Source organism: Rhizobium sp. P1_E1 (assembly GCF_056406015.1).
Map to the genome: position 1 here is coordinate 25,635 of NZ_JBFUAY010000019.1, position 21,801 is coordinate 47,435.

20 protein-coding genes are annotated in these 21,801 nt (G+C 60.9%); 5 read left to right on the forward strand and 15 right to left on the reverse strand.

Annotated features, from left to right (window positions below):
- Positions 1 to 183: 183 nt before the first annotated feature.
- The 15 genes from AC1D1Z_RS10115 to speB form a co-directional block, all read right to left on the reverse strand.
- Positions 184 to 762 carry a TIGR02444 family protein gene (locus AC1D1Z_RS10115; protein WP_131646899.1) on the reverse strand — a complete coding sequence of 193 codons (579 nt, stop codon included), beginning with the start codon at positions 760 to 762 and terminating at the stop codon, positions 184 to 186.
- Entirely contained in the window at positions 762 to 1,829 is a 1,068-nt protein-coding gene (locus tag AC1D1Z_RS10120; RefSeq protein ID WP_131646898.1) for an ABC transporter ATP-binding protein, read from the reverse strand. Before AC1D1Z_RS10120 ends, AC1D1Z_RS10115 begins: the two co-directional genes overlap by 1 nt.
- Positions 1,826 to 2,857: an ABC transporter ATP-binding protein gene (locus AC1D1Z_RS10125; RefSeq protein WP_047620309.1), complete on the reverse strand. Its 1,032-nt coding sequence runs from the start codon at positions 2,855 to 2,857 to the stop codon at positions 1,826 to 1,828. Before AC1D1Z_RS10125 ends, AC1D1Z_RS10120 begins: the two co-directional genes overlap by 4 nt.
- A 1-nt stretch (position 2,858) precedes the next feature.
- On the reverse strand, positions 2,859 to 3,782 hold the full coding sequence (locus AC1D1Z_RS10130) for an ABC transporter permease (protein ID WP_112905453.1): 924 nt from the start codon (positions 3,780 to 3,782) through the stop codon (positions 2,859 to 2,861).
- Entirely contained in the window at positions 3,779 to 4,774 is a 996-nt protein-coding gene (locus tag AC1D1Z_RS10135; RefSeq protein WP_042941350.1) for an ABC transporter permease, read from the reverse strand. Before AC1D1Z_RS10135 ends, AC1D1Z_RS10130 begins: the two co-directional genes overlap by 4 nt.
- Positions 4,775 to 4,841: 67 nt before the next feature.
- Positions 4,842 to 5,780, reverse strand: a complete 939-nt coding sequence (locus AC1D1Z_RS10140) for an isocitrate lyase/PEP mutase family protein (protein ID WP_131646897.1) — start codon at positions 5,778 to 5,780, stop codon at positions 4,842 to 4,844.
- A 146-nt stretch (positions 5,781 to 5,926) separates the two neighbouring features.
- Positions 5,927 to 7,537 carry an ABC transporter substrate-binding protein gene (locus AC1D1Z_RS10145; protein ID WP_131646896.1) on the reverse strand — a complete coding sequence of 537 codons (1,611 nt, stop codon included), beginning with the start codon at positions 7,535 to 7,537 and terminating at the stop codon, positions 5,927 to 5,929.
- Positions 7,538 to 7,644: 107 nt separating this feature from the next.
- Entirely contained in the window at positions 7,645 to 8,220 is a 576-nt protein-coding gene (locus tag AC1D1Z_RS10150) for a UbiX family flavin prenyltransferase (RefSeq protein ID WP_012759297.1), read from the reverse strand.
- Positions 8,217 to 9,656, reverse strand: coding sequence for a UbiD family decarboxylase (locus AC1D1Z_RS10155; protein ID WP_131646895.1), 1,440 nt, complete (start codon positions 9,654 to 9,656; stop codon positions 8,217 to 8,219). Before AC1D1Z_RS10155 ends, AC1D1Z_RS10150 begins: the two co-directional genes overlap by 4 nt.
- Positions 9,657 to 9,813: 157 nt before the next feature.
- Positions 9,814 to 11,664 carry a LysR family transcriptional regulator gene (locus AC1D1Z_RS10160; RefSeq protein ID WP_131646894.1) on the reverse strand — a complete coding sequence of 617 codons (1,851 nt, stop codon included), beginning with the start codon at positions 11,662 to 11,664 and terminating at the stop codon, positions 9,814 to 9,816.
- 273 nt (positions 11,665 to 11,937) lie between these two features.
- The gene (gene lhpI, locus AC1D1Z_RS10165) at positions 11,938 to 12,909 is read right to left on the reverse strand and encodes a bifunctional Delta(1)-pyrroline-2-carboxylate/Delta(1)-piperideine-2-carboxylate reductase (RefSeq protein ID WP_131646893.1); all 972 of its coding nucleotides are present in this window, start codon (positions 12,907 to 12,909) and stop codon (positions 11,938 to 11,940) included.
- Positions 12,910 to 13,077: 168 nt separating this feature from the next.
- Positions 13,078 to 13,725: an amino acid ABC transporter permease gene (locus tag AC1D1Z_RS10170; protein ID WP_018243905.1), complete on the reverse strand. Its 648-nt coding sequence runs from the start codon at positions 13,723 to 13,725 to the stop codon at positions 13,078 to 13,080.
- Positions 13,722 to 14,390 carry an amino acid ABC transporter permease gene (locus AC1D1Z_RS10175; protein WP_026230954.1) on the reverse strand — a complete coding sequence of 223 codons (669 nt, stop codon included), beginning with the start codon at positions 14,388 to 14,390 and terminating at the stop codon, positions 13,722 to 13,724. The genes AC1D1Z_RS10170 and AC1D1Z_RS10175 overlap by 4 nt, the downstream gene beginning before the upstream one ends.
- Positions 14,391 to 14,534: 144 nt before the next feature.
- Positions 14,535 to 15,332 carry a transporter substrate-binding domain-containing protein gene (locus AC1D1Z_RS10180; RefSeq protein ID WP_131646892.1) on the reverse strand — a complete coding sequence of 266 codons (798 nt, stop codon included), beginning with the start codon at positions 15,330 to 15,332 and terminating at the stop codon, positions 14,535 to 14,537.
- A gap of 84 nt (positions 15,333 to 15,416) precedes the next feature.
- Positions 15,417 to 16,478, reverse strand: a complete 1,062-nt coding sequence (gene speB / locus AC1D1Z_RS10185; RefSeq protein ID WP_477850390.1) for an agmatinase — start codon at positions 16,476 to 16,478, stop codon at positions 15,417 to 15,419.
- Positions 16,479 to 16,739: 261 nt separating this feature from the next.
- Between speB and AC1D1Z_RS10190 the strand changes: the two genes are divergently transcribed.
- The 5 genes from AC1D1Z_RS10190 to AC1D1Z_RS10210 all read left to right on the forward strand — a co-directional run bounded on the left by AC1D1Z_RS10190 (position 16,740) and on the right by AC1D1Z_RS10210 (position 21,679).
- Entirely contained in the window at positions 16,740 to 17,816 is a 1,077-nt protein-coding gene (locus AC1D1Z_RS10190; RefSeq protein WP_131646890.1) for an extracellular solute-binding protein, read from the forward strand.
- 91 nt (positions 17,817 to 17,907) lie between these two features.
- Entirely contained in the window at positions 17,908 to 18,792 is an 885-nt protein-coding gene (locus tag AC1D1Z_RS10195; protein WP_131646889.1) for an ABC transporter permease, read from the forward strand.
- Complete coding sequence (locus AC1D1Z_RS10200; RefSeq protein WP_112905445.1) at positions 18,789 to 19,628, forward strand: ABC transporter permease; 840 nt, start codon at positions 18,789 to 18,791, stop codon at positions 19,626 to 19,628. The genes AC1D1Z_RS10195 and AC1D1Z_RS10200 overlap by 4 nt, the downstream gene beginning before the upstream one ends.
- 10 nt (positions 19,629 to 19,638) lie before the next feature.
- Positions 19,639 to 20,703, forward strand: coding sequence for an ABC transporter ATP-binding protein (locus AC1D1Z_RS10205; protein WP_131646888.1), 1,065 nt, complete (start codon positions 19,639 to 19,641; stop codon positions 20,701 to 20,703).
- A gap of 118 nt (positions 20,704 to 20,821) precedes the next feature.
- Complete coding sequence (locus AC1D1Z_RS10210) at positions 20,822 to 21,679, forward strand: LysR family transcriptional regulator (RefSeq protein WP_032994791.1); 858 nt, start codon at positions 20,822 to 20,824, stop codon at positions 21,677 to 21,679.
- The last annotated feature ends 122 nt before the right edge of the window (positions 21,680 to 21,801 follow it).

Below are 21,801 nucleotides of genomic sequence, written 5' to 3' on the forward strand. Positions count from 1 at the left end.
AGCTCGATGGGTGTGAGAAAGTAAGTGCCGAAATCGAACACGTCGCGCGCCGGGAGCGCGGCCTGTCTCCATCGCAGCGGTAATGCCACCAGTGACGGCGACGTAGTTTTCCGCGACACCTTCTTCGGTGACGATGGTTCCTGTCATGACGGCGCCGAAATCGCTCATGATGTCTTCAGACCCTCAGTGCGCGTGACGGGGAAAGCCGTGGCACACGGCTTTGGTGGCGTCTTGAAGCCGCCCGATCAACGCCCCTGCCTTGGGTTCCGGCATGGCAATCGTTTCGAGATAACGGGCTGCCAGCCCGCCCGGCCCTTCGAGCGGGAGAAAATCGTCGGCCAGACGCCGGACCTGCAACCGTTCCGCCTCCAGCTCCGCTGCCTTGATCTGCTCGTAAAATTCAATCTCTGCCGTGTTCCTGCGGCCTTGACGCAGGGTTAGCCGAAGATGTCGCAACGGCAGGACGAAAAGCGAGCGCCATTCGCCGGCACGGTCCAGAAGCCGCCGCATCTCGCAGTCATCGGCGCCGTGTCCGTCACTATCCGCAAGAGCGAAGAACAGCAGTGACGGCACGTCCACCGCATGACGTGTCTGGGCTTCGAGGCACAAGGACGCGATGCCGGGCTCACTGTAGAGCCGGACCATGGCATCGAATACATTGGCACAGAAAGCAGCGCGCCTCGCAGCTCCGGTATCCTGTTCTGAGCGCGCGTTGCCGCTTGCCGCGGTTTTTTCTTCGAATGCATCAGGGGCTTTTTCCATCACGCTTGTTCCGCCGTCTTCATTCCGGGCGCCGGTTCGTCGTGAGGGAAATGGCAGGCTGCGAATTGGCCGTAGGGCATCGCCGCAAGCTTCGGTTCCTGCGCAGCACAGACCGCCTGAGCGCGTGGGCAACGCCTGCGGAACCGGCATCCGGATGGCGGCGCGCTGCGCGACAAGGCCTGCGTCGGCGTTGCGCTCGGCACGATCTTCCGGCTGGCATCGGGAACCGGGACTGCTTCCAGCAGCATGCGGGTATAAGGATGCGCCGGACGCTGATAGATGGCATCGCCGGTTCCGATCTCGACGATCTTGCCCATGTAGAGGACGGCGACTCTGTCGCTGACATTGCGCACGACGGCGAGATCGTGGGAAATGAAGATCAGCGCCAGGTTTCGCTTCTGGCGGATATCCTGCAGAAGATTGATCACATGCGCCTGCACCGAAACGTCGAGAGATGCAACCGGCTCGTCACAAACGATCAACTCCGGCCCAACGGCAAGCGCCCGCGCGATCGCAATGCGTTGGCACTGGCCGCCGGAAAACTGATGCGGCCTGCGGCCCTCCACCATCGTCCGGCTCATGCCGACATCGTTGAGCGCACGATCGACCCTTTCCAGCCTTTCCGCTTTGCGGATGCCCTGGATCTCGAGGCCTTCTCCGACGATATCCTGCACCTTGCGGCGCGGATTGAAGGAAGAAATCGGGTCCTGGAAGATCATCTGCAGTTTGCTGCGGATGGCGCGAAGATCGGAAGCCGACAGGTCGGCAACATTCAGGCCGTCATATTCGACGTGGCCGTCGACACGYGTGTCCGCCTTCGGCAGAAGCTTCAGAAGGGCACGGCCGATGGTCGTCTTGCCGCTGCCGGACTCTCCGACGAGACCGAGCGTTTCCCCAGCAGCCACGTCGAAGGAGACGCCGTCGACCGCAACAAAGATCTTGCCGCCGCGCCGGTATCTGACCGAGAGATTGCGAACTTTCAAAAGCGCGTCGTCGCGCAGGAAAGCATCGAAGGCATGCGTTGCGGCACCTGCATCGATGGCCTGGCCGGAAGCCTCGTCATTCATGACAATGCCCTCCTTTCGACCGCGGTGTCGGCTGCATCGCCGGTTTGAACAGGCACATAGCAGGCGAAGCGATGCTTGCCGTCCGCACTGGTCGTCATCGGCGGCATCGAGGCATGGCAGCGGGCCTCGGCGGCTGGACAGCGCGGTGCAAACGGGCATCCGGGCGCGGGGTTGGCAAGATCAGGCGGACGGCCAGGGATCGTGTGCAGTTTCGTATGAGCCGGCTGGTCCATGCGCGGCATCGCCGAAAGCAGAGCCTCGGTATAGCGGTGGCGCGGATGGGAAAAGACGGTGTTCGTCGGGCCGTATTCCACGACATGCCCGCCATAGAGCACGAGGATGTCGTCGGTGCGTCCGGCGACGATGCCCAGATTGTGCGTCACCAGGATCATCGACATCTGCCGCTGCTGCTGGATAACCTGCAGCAGATCGAGAATTTCCTTCTGAACCGTGACGTCGAGCGCAGTCGTCGCCTCGTCGGCGATCAAGAGATCCGGCTGGCAGGCAAGTGCCGTGGCGATCATGATCCGCTGCTTCATGCCGCCCGAAAACTGATGCGGATAATGCCCGTAACATTCCGCGGCATCGGGAATGCCGACGCTTGCCAGCAGTTCGATCGCAAGCGCCTTCGCCTGCGCTTTTCCAAGCCGCAAATGGAAGCGGCTCGCCTCTTCGATCTGCCGCCCCACCCGCACGAACGGGTTAAGGGATGTCATCGGATTCTGGAAAACCATCCCGAACTTGCGACCGAGAAGGGCACGGCGTTTCGCCTCGTTGAGCGTCGACAGATCGATCCCGTCGGCAAGGATGCGGCCGCTGGTTTTCATGCCCTCCGGCGCAATCCCCATGATCGTCTTGACCAGCATGGATTTGCCCGCTCCGGATTCTCCGACGATGCCGAGCGTCGTGCGCGGCGGGATGCTGAAGCTCACGTCGTGCAGCACGCGGATCGGCCCGAACGGCGACCTGAAATGACAGGAGAGCTCGTGACAATCGAGGACCGGGGTAGTGTTCGCTGCCTCATTCATATCAGAGTTCCCTGCCGCGATGGTTCATGCGACGGGCCAGACAATCCCCGACCGTATTGAGCGAATAGACCGTCAGCACGATGGCGACGATCGGTCCGAAGATCAGCAGTGGAAAGCGGCTGAGCAGGTCGGTCGAGCTGGCGATCATCCCGCCCCAGCTCGGCGCCGGCGCCGGAATGCCGTAACCGAGAAAGCTCAGCGATCCCTCCGTGATGATCAGCCCCGCCATCAGCGGCGGAACGATGGCCGTCAGCGCCGGAACGAGATTGGGCAGGATCTCGCGCAGCAGAAGCCGCATGTCCGACGCGCCCATGGCGCGTGCCGCCAACACGTAGTCACGGTCGTTCTGGGCAATCACGCCGCCTTTGGCGATGCGTGCATAGGTTCCGATATCGAGCAGGCCAAGCGCCAGCATCATCGTGAAAACCGAATTTCCGGTCACCGATATCAGCGCCAGGATGACGAGGATCGGCGGAAGCGACGCCATGGAATTGGCATAGAGATCGACGATCCGCTCGACCGGGCCGCGATAGAAGCCGGCCAGCATTCCGAGGATCATGCCGATCACCAGCGAGATCAGCGTCGCGACCGAGACGATGGCGAGCGTCGTTCGCGCGCCGTAGAGCACGCGGGACAGGATGCTGCGCCCGAGCGCATCGGTTCCGAACAGGCCGTTCAGGCTCCATTCCGGACCTTGCGAGAAATCGCCATAGGGGAAGCTTGCCCGGACGAGACCCGGAATGAACTCCACGAAAACCGAGGAGACGATGAGAACCGCCAGGAACACGAAGGCGAACCATTCCATCGGATGGCCGCTCGGCATGCGGAAGCGCGCGGTCTTCGGCATCGCGGCATTCAACGTCTCCGACAACGCGACCGCTTCGCCGGGCACGAGGTCCGTTTGTGTTGGTTCAAGGCGGCTCATGACACGTCCACCCGCGGATCGATAAGCGCATAACCGAGATCGACCAGGATGAAGATGACGACGAAGATCACCACCGTCAGCGACAGGATGGCCTGCATGACGGGCAGGTCGTGGCTGCTCACCGCATTGAGAACGGTCCAGCCGATGCCGGGCACCGCGAAATAGCTCTCGACGATGAAGGAACCGCCGAGCAGATAGGTCATCGACAGGCCCATCACCGTCAGCACCTGGGGAGAGGCCGGACGCAGCACGTGGCGCATCAGGATATAGCGCGTCGGCAGGCCCTTGGCCCTGGCAACGAGGACATAATCCTCCTGGAGGACCGCAACGAATTCGCTGCGGCTCACCCTGTAGAAATAGGCTGCCTGGTGCACGCTGAGGCACATCACCGGCAAGGCGACGTAGTAGAGATTGCCGATCGGATCGTCGCTGAAGGAAACCCAGCCGGTCGCCGGCAGCCAGCGCAGCACGATTGCGAAGACGAAGCCGAGCAGAACCACGATGACGAAGGTCGGGATCGACAGCATGACCGAGGACACCGCCCGCAGCACCGTATCGACGATACCGCCCGGCCGGCTGGCGGTATACATGGCGAGCGGCACGCCGATCAGGAGCGAGACGAACATGGCAAGCAGCGCAATCTCGAACGTCACTGCCGCCCGGTCGACCAGGAGTTTTGCCACGGACTGCTGGCTGAACATGGTCTGCCCGAGATCTCCCTGAAGAAGCCGTCCGAGCCAGCCGAGATAACGTTCCCAGACCGGCAGATCGTAGCCGTAACGGCTGTTCAGCGCATCGATCTGCGCCTGCGTCGCGTTCTCTCCAAGGATCAGCTGCGCCGCCGACCCCGGCATCAGGCTCGACAGCGCCGTCGCCGAGAACGTCACCAGCAGGAAGACCGGAATGCCGGCCAGAAGCCGGACGCCGACCGCTTTCAGATAGGAGAGCTTGGCAATTCGCAACGATCGGACTCCGATTGTCAGGTGGAACATCCAATGCCGGACTGGACCGGCATCCGGATTTCGCAAAACGAGACGGCAGAGCGGCCGGTCTCCGGGATCAGAGTGCCTTCCATCTGTCCTCGGCATCGAGCCAGCCGCTGTCCCGCTCCAGCGCGGCCTTCTGCTCGGCAGGCGTCATGCCGCCCATGCTGTGCTCGTCGGCGTAACGCGTGCTGCGGTCGTTGAAGACATGCCGCCCGTAATCCATCATGCCATACATCGATCCCTTCTCGAGATAATGCATGGTCACCAGGTTGAAGCCGAGCGCCTCGATTTCCTCGAGCCGCACGAAGGGCACGCCGTTGACTGTCGCGACATCGCCGAACATCTTCCAGCCGGGCAATTCCTTTGCCACCTTCTGACATTCCTCCAACGTGCGCAGCCCATGCACATAGGTCATTTCAGCACCGAGTGCTGCGGCGCGCACGCAGCGTTCGATAGCGACGTCCAGCCCTTTCTCGAGCTTGGATTCGGTGCGTGCGATAACCACGCAATCGGTGCCTTCGCAGGCTTCGATCGAGGCCTTGATCTTGGCGAGCCACAGCTCCTGCGAGACGACCTCATGCGGCACGTTGCCATCGACCTTGCCGGCCAGCGTCGCCGCCTCCATGGCGCGGCCGAACCGCGCATAGCCGCGTTCATTGGGCGTATCCTCGATCAGGATCGCTCCGGCACCGGCTTTGGCGAGACGATAACAGGTGCGGAAGGTCTGGACGACATCGCCGAAGCCGTCATCGGCATCGATGACCAGTGGCAAAGGCGAATAGTCGGCGATGCGGTCGGTCGCGTAGACCAGTTCCTCCTGATTGTGCAGGCCGAGATCCGGCACGCCGGACATGCTGAATCCCAGCGATGCGCCGCTGAGCAGGATCGCCTCGAAGCCGGCCATTTCCGCCGCCTTGGCGGAGTAGCAATCCCAGACGCAGGGCGTGAACACCTGCTTGCGGGAAACCAGGTCCCGAAACTTCACCTTCTTGCGATTGCCGATCATCGTCATCCACCTTTTCCGATCGCCCCGCGTCGCAGGGCTCATTCCATCGTCTTAACGTCTCTGGCGTGTACGGTCGTCCAGCCCAACGACCGGCCCCTTCCCAGCCCGCCCGGATCTTCCGGACGAGCTTGTGCATCGTGATCTGGAGTCCTCTATTTCTGGCAGGTATCCGTGCAAACGTAGAGGAACTGCTTTTGCAGGATGCCGCCATTCGAGGGAACGACGCCGCCGGTATTGTCGCGCAGCAGCAGCGAGCGCGTCTGTTCCCCGAAGATGTAGAGCGGCATCTCGGTTGCAACGAGCTTCTGAACCTTGACATAGGCGGCTTTGACAGCGGCCGGATCGAGAGTGGAGCTGGCCTCCTTCAGTGCAGCATCCATCTCGGCACTTTTGTACTGTCCCCAGTTGAAAGCACCGCCGGAGCTCAGCAGGTTGGAAATGTTCGGCTCGGCACCGTTCGACACCAGTACCCCGCCCTCGACGCAGATGTCGAAATCGAGCTGCGTCTTGCATCGCTGGATCAGCGAGGCCTGGTCGACTTCGACGATCTCAGCCGAGGCGCCCTCATAGCCGGTCAGCACCTGCTGGATGTAGGCGGCAAGACGCTTCAGGTCCGAGTTGGTATAGGTGACAATCTTGATCGAGAATGGCTTGCCGTCCGCCTTCAGAGCATCGAACAGTTCCTGCGCCTTCTTCGGATCATAGGCGGGCAACGATGAAACGCTGTCGAAATAGGGCGAATTCTCTCCAAAGTAATTGCTGGGTGCCTTGTATCCGGGCATCTGCGTGAAGGCCTGCATCAGCCGCGCGCGGTCGATGGCGGAATAGAAGGCCTCGCGGGCGCGAACATCGGTGAAGATGCCCTTGGCCTGGTTGAGATAGGCGCGGTTGATGCCGCGGATCGGGATCTCGCGGGTCGCAACCCCCGGCGCCGTTGCGTTCGAGCCGAACTGATAGGGATAACCGGCCATCATCGTTGCGCCGCCCTGCACGACGGTGGCGATGCGGCTGTTGGTTTCGGGAATGATGGCGAACTTGATCGTATCCAGATAGGGGCGCGGCTGATCCCAATAACCGGGATTGCGGGCCATGGTCATCGATATGCCCTGGTTCCATTCGGTCAGCGTAAAGGCGCCGGCGCCCACCGGCTTGATATCGGTCTTTTCCTTGGCGGCCTTCAATGCTGCCGGCGAGGCGATGAAGGGGCATAATTCGGCGATCTGCGCTGCGAAATTGGCGTTCGGGGACGACAGCTTGATCGTCAGCGTCTGTGGATCGACGACGGTGATCGCCTTGTTCCAGGAAGAGATGAACGGCTGCGCCGGCGAAAGCGTGGCCGGATCGGCGGCGCGGTCCCAATTGTATTTGACGGCTTCCGCGTCATAGGGCGCACCGTCCGTGAACTTCATGTCCTTGCGAAGCTTCAAGGTCCAGGTCACCGCGTCGGTGCTGGTCAGGCTTTCGGCCATGCCACCGGTCACGACGCCCTTATCGTTGACGTAGACGATGAAGCCGTAGACGGCGTCGAGCACATCCATCGGACCGCCGGGATAGGTGCCGGCGGTGATCGCCGGATCCCAGCTCTTGATGTCCGAACCGTTGATAATGGTCATCGTGCCGCCGCTGACGGGCTTTTCAGTCTGCGCGATCGCGTAAGATGCGGCGAGCATCACGGGTGCCGCCGTCGTCAGCGACAACAGCAAGGCGGCGGCGCCACGCATGAACAGGCTCTGCAGCCTTCTGGAACGATTGTCTGACAACATCACTCTATCTCCTTTTTTTGAGTTCCCCTGGGGGAGTGATTGTGCGTCGTTGTTTTGCATGCGGTTGACATCATGGCCCGGCAGCTTTCAGCGCTGCTCTTCATGGCTCAGTCGTTATGATCCTCCGTCCAGCGCCGGACCGTCGGATGATGAAGCCCGAATTGATCCAGCGCACGCCCCACGGTCTGGTCGACCATTTCGGCGATTGATTTCGGCAGCGTGTAAAAGCTCGGCACCGGTGGCATGATGACGGCGCCGTTGCGTGTCGCCTGGTCCATCAGCGCGATATGGCCCGCATGCAACGGCGTTTCCCGCACCATCAGCACCAGCCGGCGGCGTTCCTTCAGGCAGACATCGGCGGCGCGCACGATCAGATCGTCCGCATAACAATGCGCGATCCCGCTCAGCGTCTTGATCGAGCATGGCGCAACCAGCATGCCGTCGCAGCGGAAGGAGCCGGAGGCGATCGAGGCGCCGATATCCCCGTGGCTGTAGACCCGGTCGGCGAGGCCACGGATTTCGTCCGCAGTCTTTCCCGTCCCTTCGGCCAGTGCCGTGCGGATCGCCGCGGGCGATATGACGAGATGCGTTTCGACATCGTCGAAATCCCGCAGCATCTCCAGCGCACGCAGTCCGTAGATTGCACCGGAAGCCCCTGATATGCCGATGATCAATCGCCTCAAATCAGCATCTCCGGCTTGACGCGCAACAGCAGCTGGCGCATCCGCTCGTAGGATTCCAGCGGCGGAAGCGCCTTGTCGAACCCTTCCTTCCGATCGCCCGCCTTCATCGTGGCGTCGTAACCGACCTTGGCGATCACGCCGCCGTCTTCCTGAGGCTCGGACCGGTCTGCCGGAAGGTCCGTGACGATGAGAATGTCGCGCTCCGCGCGCATGCGCGTCATCTTTGCCAATTCGACGGCACCGAGATCCCAGGGGTCGACATCGCTGTCGACGATGGTGATGTTCTTGACGATGCTGACCGCACCCCAGCAGATCGACATGATGCGGCGTGCCTGTCCCGGGCGGGGCGCATCGATCTGCACGACCACGTTGTTCCGTCCGCTGCCTGACGCGGTGACGGCAACTTCGCCGACATTGAGAACGGACCGCCGGATGACTGCCTTGAGGCTGGCAGCGATCGGCACCGCGCCGAGATAGAGGTGCTCCATGTGGTAACCGGGCTCGATCACCTGCAACATCGCGTCGGAGCGGCAAGTCATGCATTCAAATCTGACGCGCACCCCGGAGCCGTAATCCTCGTACATGCCGTGATATTCGGAGACCAATCCCTCGAGGATCGGCTCGTCGATATGAATATGACCTTCGAGCACGATCTCCGCCTCTGCAGGCACCGCAAGATCGATCGACTTGCAGCGGACAAGCCGCACCGGCTCGCCGAGCAACGATCCGGCGCAGTGCATTTCATCGTCACCGAGCCCCAGATAGAAGCAGGCGGCAAGCTGAATGGCCGGATGCGCGCCGAGGACGACGGCGAAGGGCAGCGGCTCGCCTTTGGCGCCTGCCTTGCGAGCCATGATGGCGAGATGATGGTTCGGTGCAATTCCGATCATCGCTTCGTTCGGACCAAGCACCTTGATGCGGGCATAGGACGCGTTGCCCAAGCCTGTTTCAGGGTCGCGCGCCACGATCAGACCCGCAGTAATGTAGGGACCGGTCTCCTTGGAAAAGAACGTCGGGACTGGAAGCCGGGTCAGGATGTCGTCCTGGAAGAGCTGTTGCTGTACCGGCGCATCGTCCACGAAGACTGGCGGCACCGGAGACGCGATCGAGGATAGCAGCTTCTGCTGGATATCGCTTTTCGCGACATCAAGCGCCAGGGCGACACGATCAAGATCCGACAGGATGTTGCCGAAGATCGGCATGTCGTGACCCTTGATGCGGTCGAACCGTACCGCCGCCTTTTCATCGACGATGGAAAGAATGGCCGATACGTCGTGGATCGGGTCGACTTCCTCCGAAATCACCAGCAGCCGACCGCGTCGGTCGAGTTCCTGAAGAATGCCTCGACACGACTGATCGCTTTCGCTGCGTGGCATTGCGCTGGCCGCCCCGGATGTCATTGCCGCGTTTTCAAGCGGATCAGGGTGATCATTCATCCGGTAATCCTGTGAAAGTCATTTCCGAGGGCTGTTGTGATGCGGCAAGTATCAGCCGCAGGCCGGAGACTGGGTAGCTCGAAAATCACGAATTGGGGGATAGGAAAATCAGAATGCTCCGCGCATGAGCACGATTCGGCACGATATGTTTTTTAGATCACGCCTGTCGGCCGAAGACGGCAACGAGTGACTGGATCATCGTCCGTTCGGCCTCGGACAGCGTCCTTTCGCCGGAGAAAATCACTGAGAGGTTTCCGGCGATCACGTCTTCCGTAATCGGCGCCGCGGTGAGGCGCCCGCTGCCGATATCCTGCTGGACCGAGGACACCGGCAGGACCGTACAGACCGGCAAACGGCGGACCATGGCGATGGCCAATGGCAGAGAACCGACGTCCATGACCGGCTCGACACGCAGATGCCGCGCACTGGCGGCTGCCATGAACGCCTGATGGATACTGAGATGCTTGATTCCGAGAACCAGCGGAAATCCGCAAACTTCGGCCAGTGGAATTTCCGTTCGGCCGGCAAGGTTCAAGGCCGGATTGGCAACGACCGAGAGGCGCTCGCTCGGTCCGAGATGGATCCGGGTCATCTGCGTCTGGACGGCACCGACAATGGCCAGATTGAGCTCTCCCGCGCGCACCTGATCGTGAAGCACAGCGTTGGAACCTTCGATGATTCTCAGCCGGTATTCGGGATGGCCAAGGCGGGTTGCCGTCAGTGCCTGCGCCACCTTGTCCGTCATGACGCTATCATGCCCCGAACTCGGCAGCATGCCGATCGAGATGGTCGCCTGTGTGTGGGCGGCAATATCCAGACTGGCCCGAAGGAGGCTATCGATGCGCTCTTCGATCTCCAGGGTGAAGGGAAGCAATGCCTTGCCGGCCTTCGTGCTCTCGGCACCGTTGCGCCGCCGTTCGAACAGAGGTTGCCCGACAACTGCCTCGATTTTCTGAATCTGGATCGAAACGGACGGTTGCGTGACATGCGCCGCGCGCGCCGCCGCCGAAATACCTCCGCTGAGATGCGCAAGGTTGAAGTAGTGCAATTGACGTGCCGTCAACTGCGGTCGAAAGACGATATTGGCCTCCATTGCCTCCAGATTTTTCTTGAGGCTACAAAGCATGGCGGACACGACCTCCTGATCCGGCCCGTTTGCGCGCACGCCCAAGGTGCTCGACAAAGGCGGATCGAGGGGCTCCAGATGCAGGCGCGCAAGTCCGAGCCGGTCGGCGACCATACTGCGCGGCATCAGGAACCGCATCTGCGGAAACTCGTTGAGCAGCCGGTGAAGGTCTGCCGGCTCCTCATCCATCAGGATTATGCGGTCGCGGATGCCATGCTCGTCCGCATATCGGATAACGGCATCGCGAAGTACCTGACGCATTTTCAAAACGACAAATTTCTGATTGGGGGAGCGAAGATCAACCGCGGCCTCCGCCGCTCCGACAGAAAACCAGACCTCATCGTAAAAGGGCGTCATCGCAGGCAGGTTCGCAGATGGCACGCCGGTCATATAGCCGACTTCGATTTCCACCGAACCCGCGTTGCCCGGGATGTCCGCAGCCTCGTCGTCAACAAGGGATTTTCCTCGCTGGTCTGCAAACATCACGTCGATCAGCAGGTCGGGCCGCTCGCGTTCCATATCTTCGACGGTACGTCCGATCGCCTTCGAAAACCGGCCGATGGAGAAACTGAGATCGAGACGAATATCGATGCGACGATGGTCCGTGTCCCCATTCCGCATCCGACGCACGAACCTTTCGCGATGCAGGATGGCCGTTGCCTGCTGAAACAGCCAGAAGGCTGCCGGTAAAGGACTGAGGTGACCGCTTTTGCGAATGAAGAGCTTGAGTTGAAGTTCATTTTCCAAAGTACGCAGACTGGATGTCAGCGCCGAAGGAGCAATCCCAAGCTCGCGCGCGGTCTCCGCCAGCGTCGGGCTCTGACAGGCCAGCACGAAATGGGCCAGTTGCTGGATTTCGATGCGCGGCGGATTTGTAATCACTGCGGGTCTATATCGGATTGCACAAGGGGCTCACCCGACTATGGCACACAAAGCGTTATGCCGCACGAATATCAGCGCCGGCCCATTGCTTCCCGAGCCCACCGAACCGACATGGTCGGCCTCGGACATTGGTCGGGTGCAGCACTGGCGATGGAATGCCTGGACAGGCCGAGAGCGTCGAAACCGGGAGCCCGCATATTGAGGGTGATCAGTCCTTCTTAGAAATCGAGAATCTTCCGTTCCGTCATTTGCAATCGCCCGGACCAGAAGACGTCAGCCGGCGATCAAAGCGGCTTCATACACCATCGTCGCGGCGGCAAGATCAGCCAACGCCGTTCCGACTGCCTTGTAGAGAGTGATCTCATCGTTGGACGTCCGCGCTGGAACATCCCGGCGACACAGCTGGTCAAGTGTCGCACGCACCGCATCTGCAGCAATGACGCCGGCTCTGATCGGCTGAACCAGATCGCCCGCTTCGTGAAGGGCCTCGTGAGTGTCGATATAGACCGAGGAGCGCCGAAGCGCCTCGTCATCCGCCTCGCGCATCGCCGGGGTGAAGCCGCCGATCAGATCGACATGGGTGCCCGGCCGTAGCCATTCGCCCCGGATAAGCGGTGCTGTCGCCAGCGTCGCCGCGCTGACGATATCGGCTTGCCGCGCCGCGGCTTCCAGATCCGTGACGGCGGTGGCCTGGAGCCCCTGTTGCCGGAGGCTCTGCGCCAGCCGTTCCGCATTGGCGGGATCGATATCCCAGATATCCACATGCGCGATCGGCCGGACGGCGCGGTAGGCATCGGGTATGAGGCTCGCGACGCGGCCTGCGCCGATCACCAGCAGGCGGCGGGCGTCTTTTCGGGCAAGATAGTCCGCGGCAAGGGCCGATGCCGCTACCGTGCGGCGCGCGGTGACCGTGTTTCCGTCAAGGAGCGCAAGCTGCATCCCGGTCCGGCCATCATAGAGCATGTAAGTCGATGTCAAACCTGGAATGCCGCGTACCGTGTTGCCGGGAAAGACGGTGACGATCTTGATGCCAAGGTAGCGCTCCGACCGGTGCGTTTCATGCCAGGCAGGCATCAGAAGCAGGGTCGCATCAGGTTCGCCGCTATTGGCGATCGTGTGATGATGCCGTACCGGCACAACACAGCCTTCGGCAAATGCTTGCCGCAGGGTCGCGACCAGCGCGCCGAAAGGTAGGAGCTCGCCCGTTGCCCGGGCATCGAGAATACGGATTTGTGTGTCTGTCATTGAAGCGATCTCTCAGGAAGTTCTGACTGCTGGATAAAGCGAGTTCTGTGTGATTGAAGGGGGCAGCGCCTGAGCCGCGTCGCCGCTGCGCGGCGCACTAGCTTTTCAACCGGCATCGGCCCTTTGGACACTCCGTTGCGATCGGAATGCGGAGCAACTCGGCACCGCTCAGCCAAACGCCGCTTTCTTCTCCAGAATTCTGGCGTATTGCGTAAGCGGATAGCACAGGGCGAAGAAGATCACCGCGACGAGACCGTAGACCTTGAAAGGTTCGAAGGTCGCGTTGTTGATGGCGTTCGCGGTTTTCAATAGTTCTTCGAAGCCGAGGATCGAGGCCAGTGCGGTGCTCTTGATCAACTGGACCAAGAACCCGACAGTCGGCGCGCGCGTGATCCGGAAAGCCTGCGGCAGGATGACAAGCCGAAGTTCGAGAAGACGATGCAAGCCCAGGCTGGCTGCAGCGTCCCATTGCCCGCGCGGCACCGCCTCGACGCCGCTCCGCCAGATTTCCGCAAGATAAGCGCTGGCATAGAACGTCAGGCCGCAGACGGCGGCGGTCCATGACTCGATCCGGAAACCGAGCATCGGCAGGCCGAAGAACATCAAAAAAAGCTGCATGAGGAGTGGCGTTCCCTGAAACAGGGCAATGTAGCCGGACGCGAAGCTGCGCGGCCAGCGCGTTTTCGATATCCGTGCAGACAGGATCGCCAGGCCAACGATGGCGCCGCCGGCAAAGGCTGCGAGCGAAAGCATAAGGGTCCAGCGTGTCGCGAAGACAAGATTGCGCAAAATGTCCCAGAAGGTGAACTCAATCATGCCAGACCGGCTCCCAGAAAACGGCGTTTCCCGGCGAAAAGGAGCCGGCGAAGTGCGGCGGACATCGAAAGGTAGATCAACGTCGCCACCAGATAGGTCTCGAAGGAGCGGAAGGTGCGCGACTGAAGCAGATCGGCCTCCTGCGCCAGCTCGCGGACGGATATTTGCGAAACCACCGCCGATTCCAGCATCATGATGATGACCTGGCTCGTCAGCGCCGGGAAAATGATGGCGATCGCTTGCGGCAGAATGATTTTGAAGAACACCAGCCGGGGCCTGAGGCCGAGTGCCTGCGCCGCCTCCTTCTGGCCTCTCGGTATGGCATCGAGCCCGGCCCCGACCACCTCGATCGTGTAGGCCGCCATATTGAGGGTCATGGCAAGGACTGCGGCAGAGATCGGATCGAGGCGAATGCCGAGGCTAGGCAAGCCAAAGAAGATGAAGAACAGCTGCACCAGGAATGGCGTATTGCGCATGATTTCCACATACAGGCCGACGATCTTGCGCAACCATGGATAAGGTCCCCGGCGCGCGGCCGCGCCGAGAACGCTGAGAACGATCCCGAGGACCGATGTAGAGGCCGTCAGTGCAAGCGTCGTGCCTGCGCCATAAGCCAGAGCTCCCATTCCGTCCCAAAGCCAGTTGAAATCGAGGCTGTATCTCATCGTTTGTCCTTTGGAGCCGGATGATCTGGGCCGGGTCGGCCCGAAATCTCGATCCGCCTCTCAACCAAAGAATGGGAGCATGATGCCACCGGAATCGCTTACAGTTTTCGGCATCATGCTCTGGTGAGTGGGAGGCCGTCTCCGTCAGTCCTTCAGGTTTTCAGGGTTGAGCGGCGCTTTCAGCCAGCTCTTCGAGCTTGCGTCGAGCGAACCATCGGCGATCATTGCGGCGACGCCGTCATTGACAGCCTTCTTCAGGCCTTCCTCGCCCTTGCGGAGCGCGATGTGCGAGGGGGAGCTGAGGAGCTGGAACTTCTGCTCCGGCTTCAGTTCGTCCTGTCGTGCCAGAACCTGCGCACCGACATCGTTGCCGACCACCATCAACTGGGTCTGGCCGGATATGAAGGCCTGGATGACCGAATTGTAGTTCTCGAAACGCTGGATCGCAGCCGATCCGGGCGCAGCTGCCGTCAGCGACGTGTCTTCGAGCGTCCCACGATTGACGGCAACGGTCTTGTCGGCGAGGTCTTCCTTGCCGCTCACCTTCAGGGCTGCCGGACCGATGACGGCGATGTAGTAGGGGGCGTACGGGGCGGCATAATCGATAACCTCGGCGCGCTCCTTCGAATAGCCGACGCTCATCAGCAGGTCGACGCGGTCGTCGTTCAGGTAGGCGATCCTGTTCTGGCCGGTAACGCTAACCAGATTGAGTTTCACGCCGAGCCCGTCGGCGATCTTCTGGGCGACGTCGACGTCATAGCCCTTGATGCTCATATCGGCGCTTGCCGAAGAGAAGGGTGGGAAATCGGAGAAGATGCCGATGTTGATCTCGCCTGCGGCCTTGATATCGGCAAGTTCGTCGGCCTGTGCGGCTCCTGCCAGGATGCCGAACACGGCAATTGCCGCGGTGGCGGTGTAGCGCAATTTCATAAGAGCAGTCATGTCGTTCCCCTTTTTGAGACGTGTTGTGCGACAGGTGATGGATGGCAGCGGGCACGAGGCACGCTGCCGTTGTGGAGCTGGTTCTCAGGTCACGTTTGTCCTGACCGCGGGACTGAACATCGCGAGGCACAGGAGTTCGAACAGGACCTGCGCGGCGATCTGTGCGGTGTTGGTGGTATTGTCGTATTGCGGCGCGATTTCCACGACGTCGCCGCCGACGAGGTTGATGCCCTTGAAGCCGCGCAGCAGGGTCAGGACCTCCCTCGGCTGAAGCCCGCCGACTTCTGGCGTGCCGGTTCCCGGAGCGAAGGCCGGATCGAGGCTGTCCACGTCGAAACTGAGATAGGTCGGACCGGCGCCGACAACCTCCAGAGCCTTTGCGATCACAGCCTTGAGGCCCATCTCCGCCACCTCTTCGGCGTGGATGACGGTCATGCCGGAGGCAAAGGAGAACTCCCAGAGATATTCGCCGCCGCCGCGGATGCCGATCTGGATCGTACGCTTCGGATCGAGCACGCCCGCCAGAACCGCCTCGCGGAAGGGCGCGCCGTGGTGGAACTTGGAGCCCTCATAGGGACCAGCGGTGTCGCAGTGAGCGTCGATGTGGATCATGCCTACCGGCTGACTGGCCGCCAGGCCCTTGAGAATGGCGCCGGAGATCGAATGGTCGCCGCCGACCGACAGCGGGATAACCCCGGTTGCCGCGATCATCCGGTAGCAGGCCTCGATGTCGGCATGGCACTCGGCCAAGCCGAACCGGCTGCGCATCGGCACGTCGCCGACGTCGGCGACCTTTAGCCCTCCCATCGGCGCGACACGCAGAACMTGTTCGTAGGGGCCCACACGCTCGACAGCTCGGACGGCCCGCGGCCCCAGCCGCGCGCCGGCACGATTGGTGACGCCGAGATCCATCGGCACGCCGATCAGGGCCACGTCAAGCGCCTCAAGCACCTCGGGGCGCAAGCCGTTCTCGATGAAACGGGCGTCCAGAAAGGTCGCAGGATCGGCGAAGGGCCATTTGCGGCTGTCGCCGTCCTTGAATACGCTCGCCGCCACGGCGCGGAAGTGCGGATCTTCCATCTCCCCGCCTGCAGCGCTGCCGAAGCGCTTTCTCAAGTCTTCCAGAAAATCCCGGTCAATGGTCAAGGCAGGCTCCCGCGGTATTGATGCTGCCATCATCATCGGCGCCGCCCGCTTCTCTTGGAACCGCGAAAATTCGAGAGGGGATATAACGATTCTTGATAGACCAGGCCTGCCGAGGCTCCGCGAAGCGGGTAGTGCGTTCATCCGGACGTTCAGAAAACTTTATAACCCGGCGAGAATTTTCCCACTACCGCGGTTGGTAACCTCCAAGCAGTCTCCGATGCGAACGGTCCGGCAGAGGGCCGACAACAAAGGGAACCTACCATGTTGCACGATATGACACGCCGCCGCTTCCTCGGATCCGCCGCTGCCGCGGGGGTTGCCGGCACGCTGACCGGGTTTGCGAGATCCGCCGCAGCCGGCAGCGGCAATCTCACCGCCGTCGAATGGGGCGGCGAGGTCGTCGAAGCCATGAAGCAGATTGCCGCCGACCAGAATGCGGCGACATTCAACTGGGTTCTTCATCAGGGCGGCGCGGGCGCTATCCTGCCAAAGATCAAGGCAGTCTGGCCGAATGTCGACTACGACTACGTCGCTGGCTGGGAAGGCTCATTCAACAGCATGGTGAAGGAGGATTGGCTCGAGACCATCAATCCTGCCGATGTTCCCAACCTTGCGAATATTCCCGAGAAAATCATCATTCGTGACGGCAAGGGCAATATCAAAGCGGTCCCACGCGCAGTTGGCGGCATGTATTTCGGTGCGCGAACCGACACGGCCCCTATCGCTGTGAAGACCATCGATGATCTGCTCAGCCCCGATCTTAAGGGTGCGATCTGCTGGCCAGGCCCGACACAGAGCATGATGCTCCAGATTGTCGCGCTCGCCCTTCACGCTGGCGGCAGTGAAACGAATATGGAACCTGGATGGAAGCTCATGACGGAATTGGCGAAATCCGGCAATATCGGCCGCGTCGCCATCACCGATATCGATTTCACCAATTCGCTGACGTCGGGTGAGACCTCCGTCGGCTTCTTCGCTGAGCCCGGCTGGGCGGCCGTGGCGAAGAACTTCCCGGTTACTCGTTTCACCAAGGACAGTAACTTCAAGGCCTTCCTCTACCAGAGCGGTTTCGGCTTACTGAAGAATAGACCGAACACCAAGGCGACGCTCGATTTCGTCAACTTCGCAATCAGCCCGGACATGAACTCGCTCTACGCCAAGGTGGCTGGCGAAGCGCCGTTGAACAGCAAGGCGGTCACGCCCGACAATCTGAAGCATCTGTCCTTCACTTCGGACGAGTTTTCGAGCTTCGTCTATGTGCCGGACTACAATGTCGTTCTCGAACAGCAGGATGCCTGGTCCAAGCGCTGGGAACAGGACATCGCCCCGTTGCTCTAAGGCACCTCGCGGTAGGTTATCGAAGGCGCCAGCGTGCTTCGATGACCTCCCTTTCTCATGTCCGTAAGGGCGAGGAAAAGGCTGTTCCACCATGACCAAAGTAAGGCGGCAACCCGTTGCCATTTCGATACCAGATCGCCGAGATGCGGCCCTGACGCTCGGGCCAGCCCTCCTGGTGTTCGCATTCGGTTTTCTGTCACCATTAATCAATCTGGCAATCGAAAGCTTGAAGGAGTTTACGCCGGGGCGCGTCGGTTCCGTTGAAAATGCCGCGGCAACGGTCCAAAACTATTACGAGCTTGCAAACCAGGCGTTTGCGAGTGTCCTGCTGACGACCTTCTGGATCGGTGGAGTTGCCGCAATCATCGGCCAGCTTGTGGCATTCCCGCTGGCCTACTTTATCGTGCGGCGCATTTCCCCGCGGATGCGCGCGCTCACCCTCGGTTTTTTGATTACGCTTGTTCTATCCAGCGTCCTGATCAAGACATACGCGATCGAACTGACCTTCGGGTCGGTCGGCATCTTCCGACCCCTCCTCTTGGCACTTGGCCTTTCGCCCAACAGCCGCGAATATATCAATATCGTCGTTACTGCGGGCCTGGTCCACTCGATCATACCGGTCGCAACGCTAACGCTGATTGGCGCGATGCAATCGATCGATCCGCGTCTGCTCGATGCAGCCCAGTCGCTCGGCGCGCCGGGATGGAAAGCCCATTTGTCGATCACGCTTCCCCTGAGCTTCCCGGCTCTGATTTCAAGCACGCTTGTCTCGCTGACTTTCGCGATCAGCGCCTTCGTCATTCCCATGGTGCTCGGGAGGGGCCGGGTGCTTTTCATATCGAACGTCATCTACACCCGGTTCAGCGATATCGCCAACTATCCGAGCGGCGCGGCGATCTCGCTCGTCATGCTTGCCGCGGCCTTGGCGGTCGTCGCTGTCATAACGTTTGCGCAGGCCTGGAAGGTTTCCCGATGAGCAGACAATCTCTTGCAGCGCGAACCGGGGACCGGATCGCCGTTTCCCTCGCCTACGGTGTCATCGGCCTTGGATTGGCGTTCCTCGCCATCCCGTTGGTGATAACATGCCTTATGGCTTTCGACGCCAGGACCTACCTCGGTCCACTGCCGCCACCTGCCTTGTCGCTTCACTGGTTCGAACGGCTCGTCTCTCAGGCGGATATCCTTACCAGCCTACGCACCAGCCTCATCTTGGCGGTACTCACGACGGTTCTGTCCGTCACGATCGGAACGGCGGCGGCCGTTGGCCTTGCCCGTGGCAATTTTCCAGGAAAGGCAGCGCTGACTTCGGCCTTTCTCTCGCCACTCATTGTTCCGCCGGTCGTCATTGGATTCGGTCTGCTGCTTTTCCTTTCCAAGGCCGGTATCACAAATGGTATGGCGCGACTGCTCCTCGGCCACGTGATCGTGACGTTGCCCTATTGCATAAGGACCAGCCTCGCCAGCCTTCTTGGCAGCGACCAACGATTGACGGAAGCCGCAATGGTTCTCGGCGCCACCGAGCGCCAGGCCTTCTGGACCATTACCCTACCGCTCATGCGGACCGGCGTCGTCACCGGCGCGATCTTCGCCTTCGCAATTTCGATAGATGACGTATCGATCAGTCTCTTTCTGAGCGATCCGTCGGCAACGACCTTGCCTGTTACGCTGGTCAGCAACATGCGCGCGGCTTTCGATCTGACGATCGCTGCGGCGGCCGTGGTCCTGATTGCCGTCACCGCGTTGCTGATCGTTGTGCTGGACCGTGTCGTCGGCTTCGACACTGTCGTCGGTCAGGGTTTGTTTCGTTCATGAGGACAATACGATGATTTCTGCCGTGGAATTTCAAGGGGTCAGCAAGCGCTTCGGCGAAACGGTCGCCCTCGGTAATATCTCCTTCTCGGTGAACTCAGGTGAAACAATCGCACTGCTTGGACCGAGCGGCTGCGGCAAGACCACCATTCTTCGGCTCATCGCCGGATTCGAGCGGCCCGACAAAGGCTCGATCCTGATCGACGGCGAGCCGATGGCCGGATTGAAACCCTATGAGCGCAATGTCGGGCTGCTGTTCCAGCACTACGCTCTTTTCCCGCATATGACCGTCGAACAGAACATCGGCTACGGGCTTCGCCATCGCAACCATCCGTCGGGGCAAATACCTCGCCGCATTGCCGAGATGCTTGAGCTCGTCCGGCTTGTCGGTTTCGGACAGCGGCGGCCGCACCAGTTGAGCGGTGGYCAGCAGCAGCGTGTTGCCCTTGCGCGGGCGCTCGCCACCCATCCGAGCCTTGTTCTTCTGGATGAGCCCCTGTCGGCCCTCGACGCCAAACTTCGACATGAGCTGCGCACCGAATTGAAGGATGTGCTCGTCGCGGTCGGCTCGACCGCGATCGTGGTAACCCACGACCAGGAGGAGGCGATGAGCCTGGGAGAGCGCATATTCGTGATGAACCGTGGAGCCATCATGCAATCCGGCAGGCCAGATGATGTGTATTGGCGTCCAGACTCGCGTTTCGTCGCGGATTTCATGGGGCGGACGAATTGGATTCATGGCTCGATTTCGGCCGCGGGCGGAACGGCCGGCAAATTTCGCTCCGAATCCGGCTGGGAGTTTCCGGTCGCGTCCACGGGAAGCCTTTCAGGTGCCGCCGAGATTTGCGTGAGGCCGGAAAGCGTCGAGATATCGTCCGGCGCTCCGGGTGCCGGGGCCATGCCCGGACGCGTTGCCGACGTTGTGACACTCGGTGCCTTCAGGCATATCGTTCTGGACCTCGTCAGTGGCGACCGCTTAATCTCGGCTTGCCCGAACCGTCCAGACATCGCCTTTGCTCGCGGGCAGGAGATCAGCGCTTCCATTCCGCCCGAGGCATGCGTTCTCTTCGCGCGATAAGCTGGCATTCCCGACTAAGGGTCACCAGTTGTCGGAAGGACATGGTTCGTCCAATATCCGCTTATAGGCGGAGAGGCCCTCAGCACTCGAGCGCCCCAAACTTTGGAATGCGCTCCTGATGCTTGATCTTGATTCCTATCTGCTTCGTGCATTTCTGACCGTCGCGGAGATCGGCACCGTCAATGGAGCAGCTGTCAAGCTGAACAGAACGCAGGCGGCTGTGAGCATGCAGATCCGCAAGCTGGAGGAGCTTGTCGGCGTTACGCTGTTTTCGCGTTCGTCAAAAGGCCTTGAGCTCACGAGCCATGGGCAGATCATGCTGGCTTATGCCCGCGAAATGGTCGCCCTCAGCGACGAGGTCGAGAAAAGGCTGACAGGCAAGATGATCGAGGACCGCATTCGCCTCGGCGTCGTTGAGGACTTCGCAGCCGGCCACCTGATCGACATTCTTAGTGACTTTAGGGCGCAGAACCCGAAGGTCGATATCGACATCATTGTCGAGCCGAATCGCCGCCTCGCCAGCCTGTTTGAAGACGGGAAGCTGGATCTCGTGGTTTGCGACATCACCTGCCTCGCGCGAAAACCGACCCTGATCTGGACCGAATATTTGATGTGGACGGTCAGATCCGACTTCGTGGCGGATGCGGAAAAGCCGCTTCCCATCATTATGTTCGAGGAGGAGTGTCCCTGGACGCTCCCGACGCTTGCCGCCCTGTCCCAGCGGAACGTCAAGTGGAAGACGGCGTGCGTCGCATCGACGCTGGTGGCCATGGCGACCGCGGTTCGCGTTGGTATCGGTATCGCGCCAATGATGCTCAACACGAAACCGGAGGGCTGCCGGACACTTGACAGATCGGCGGACCTGCCCGGTCCGGTGCGCATCGAAATCGGTCTGTATGCTCAATCCGAGACGGCCGAAGGTGCGCGCTATCTTGTGGACTTCATTTCGCGGCATACGGCCATATTGTCGAGCTAGAGCCTTTCTTGGTCAGCTTGCAGCATTCTGACCGGGAAAGGCTCTGGGAGCGTTCAGCTTCCATTATATCGGGTCAATTTAATTCCCCCTACCGAAGTGGCGATCGAAGCCCCACAGTGATC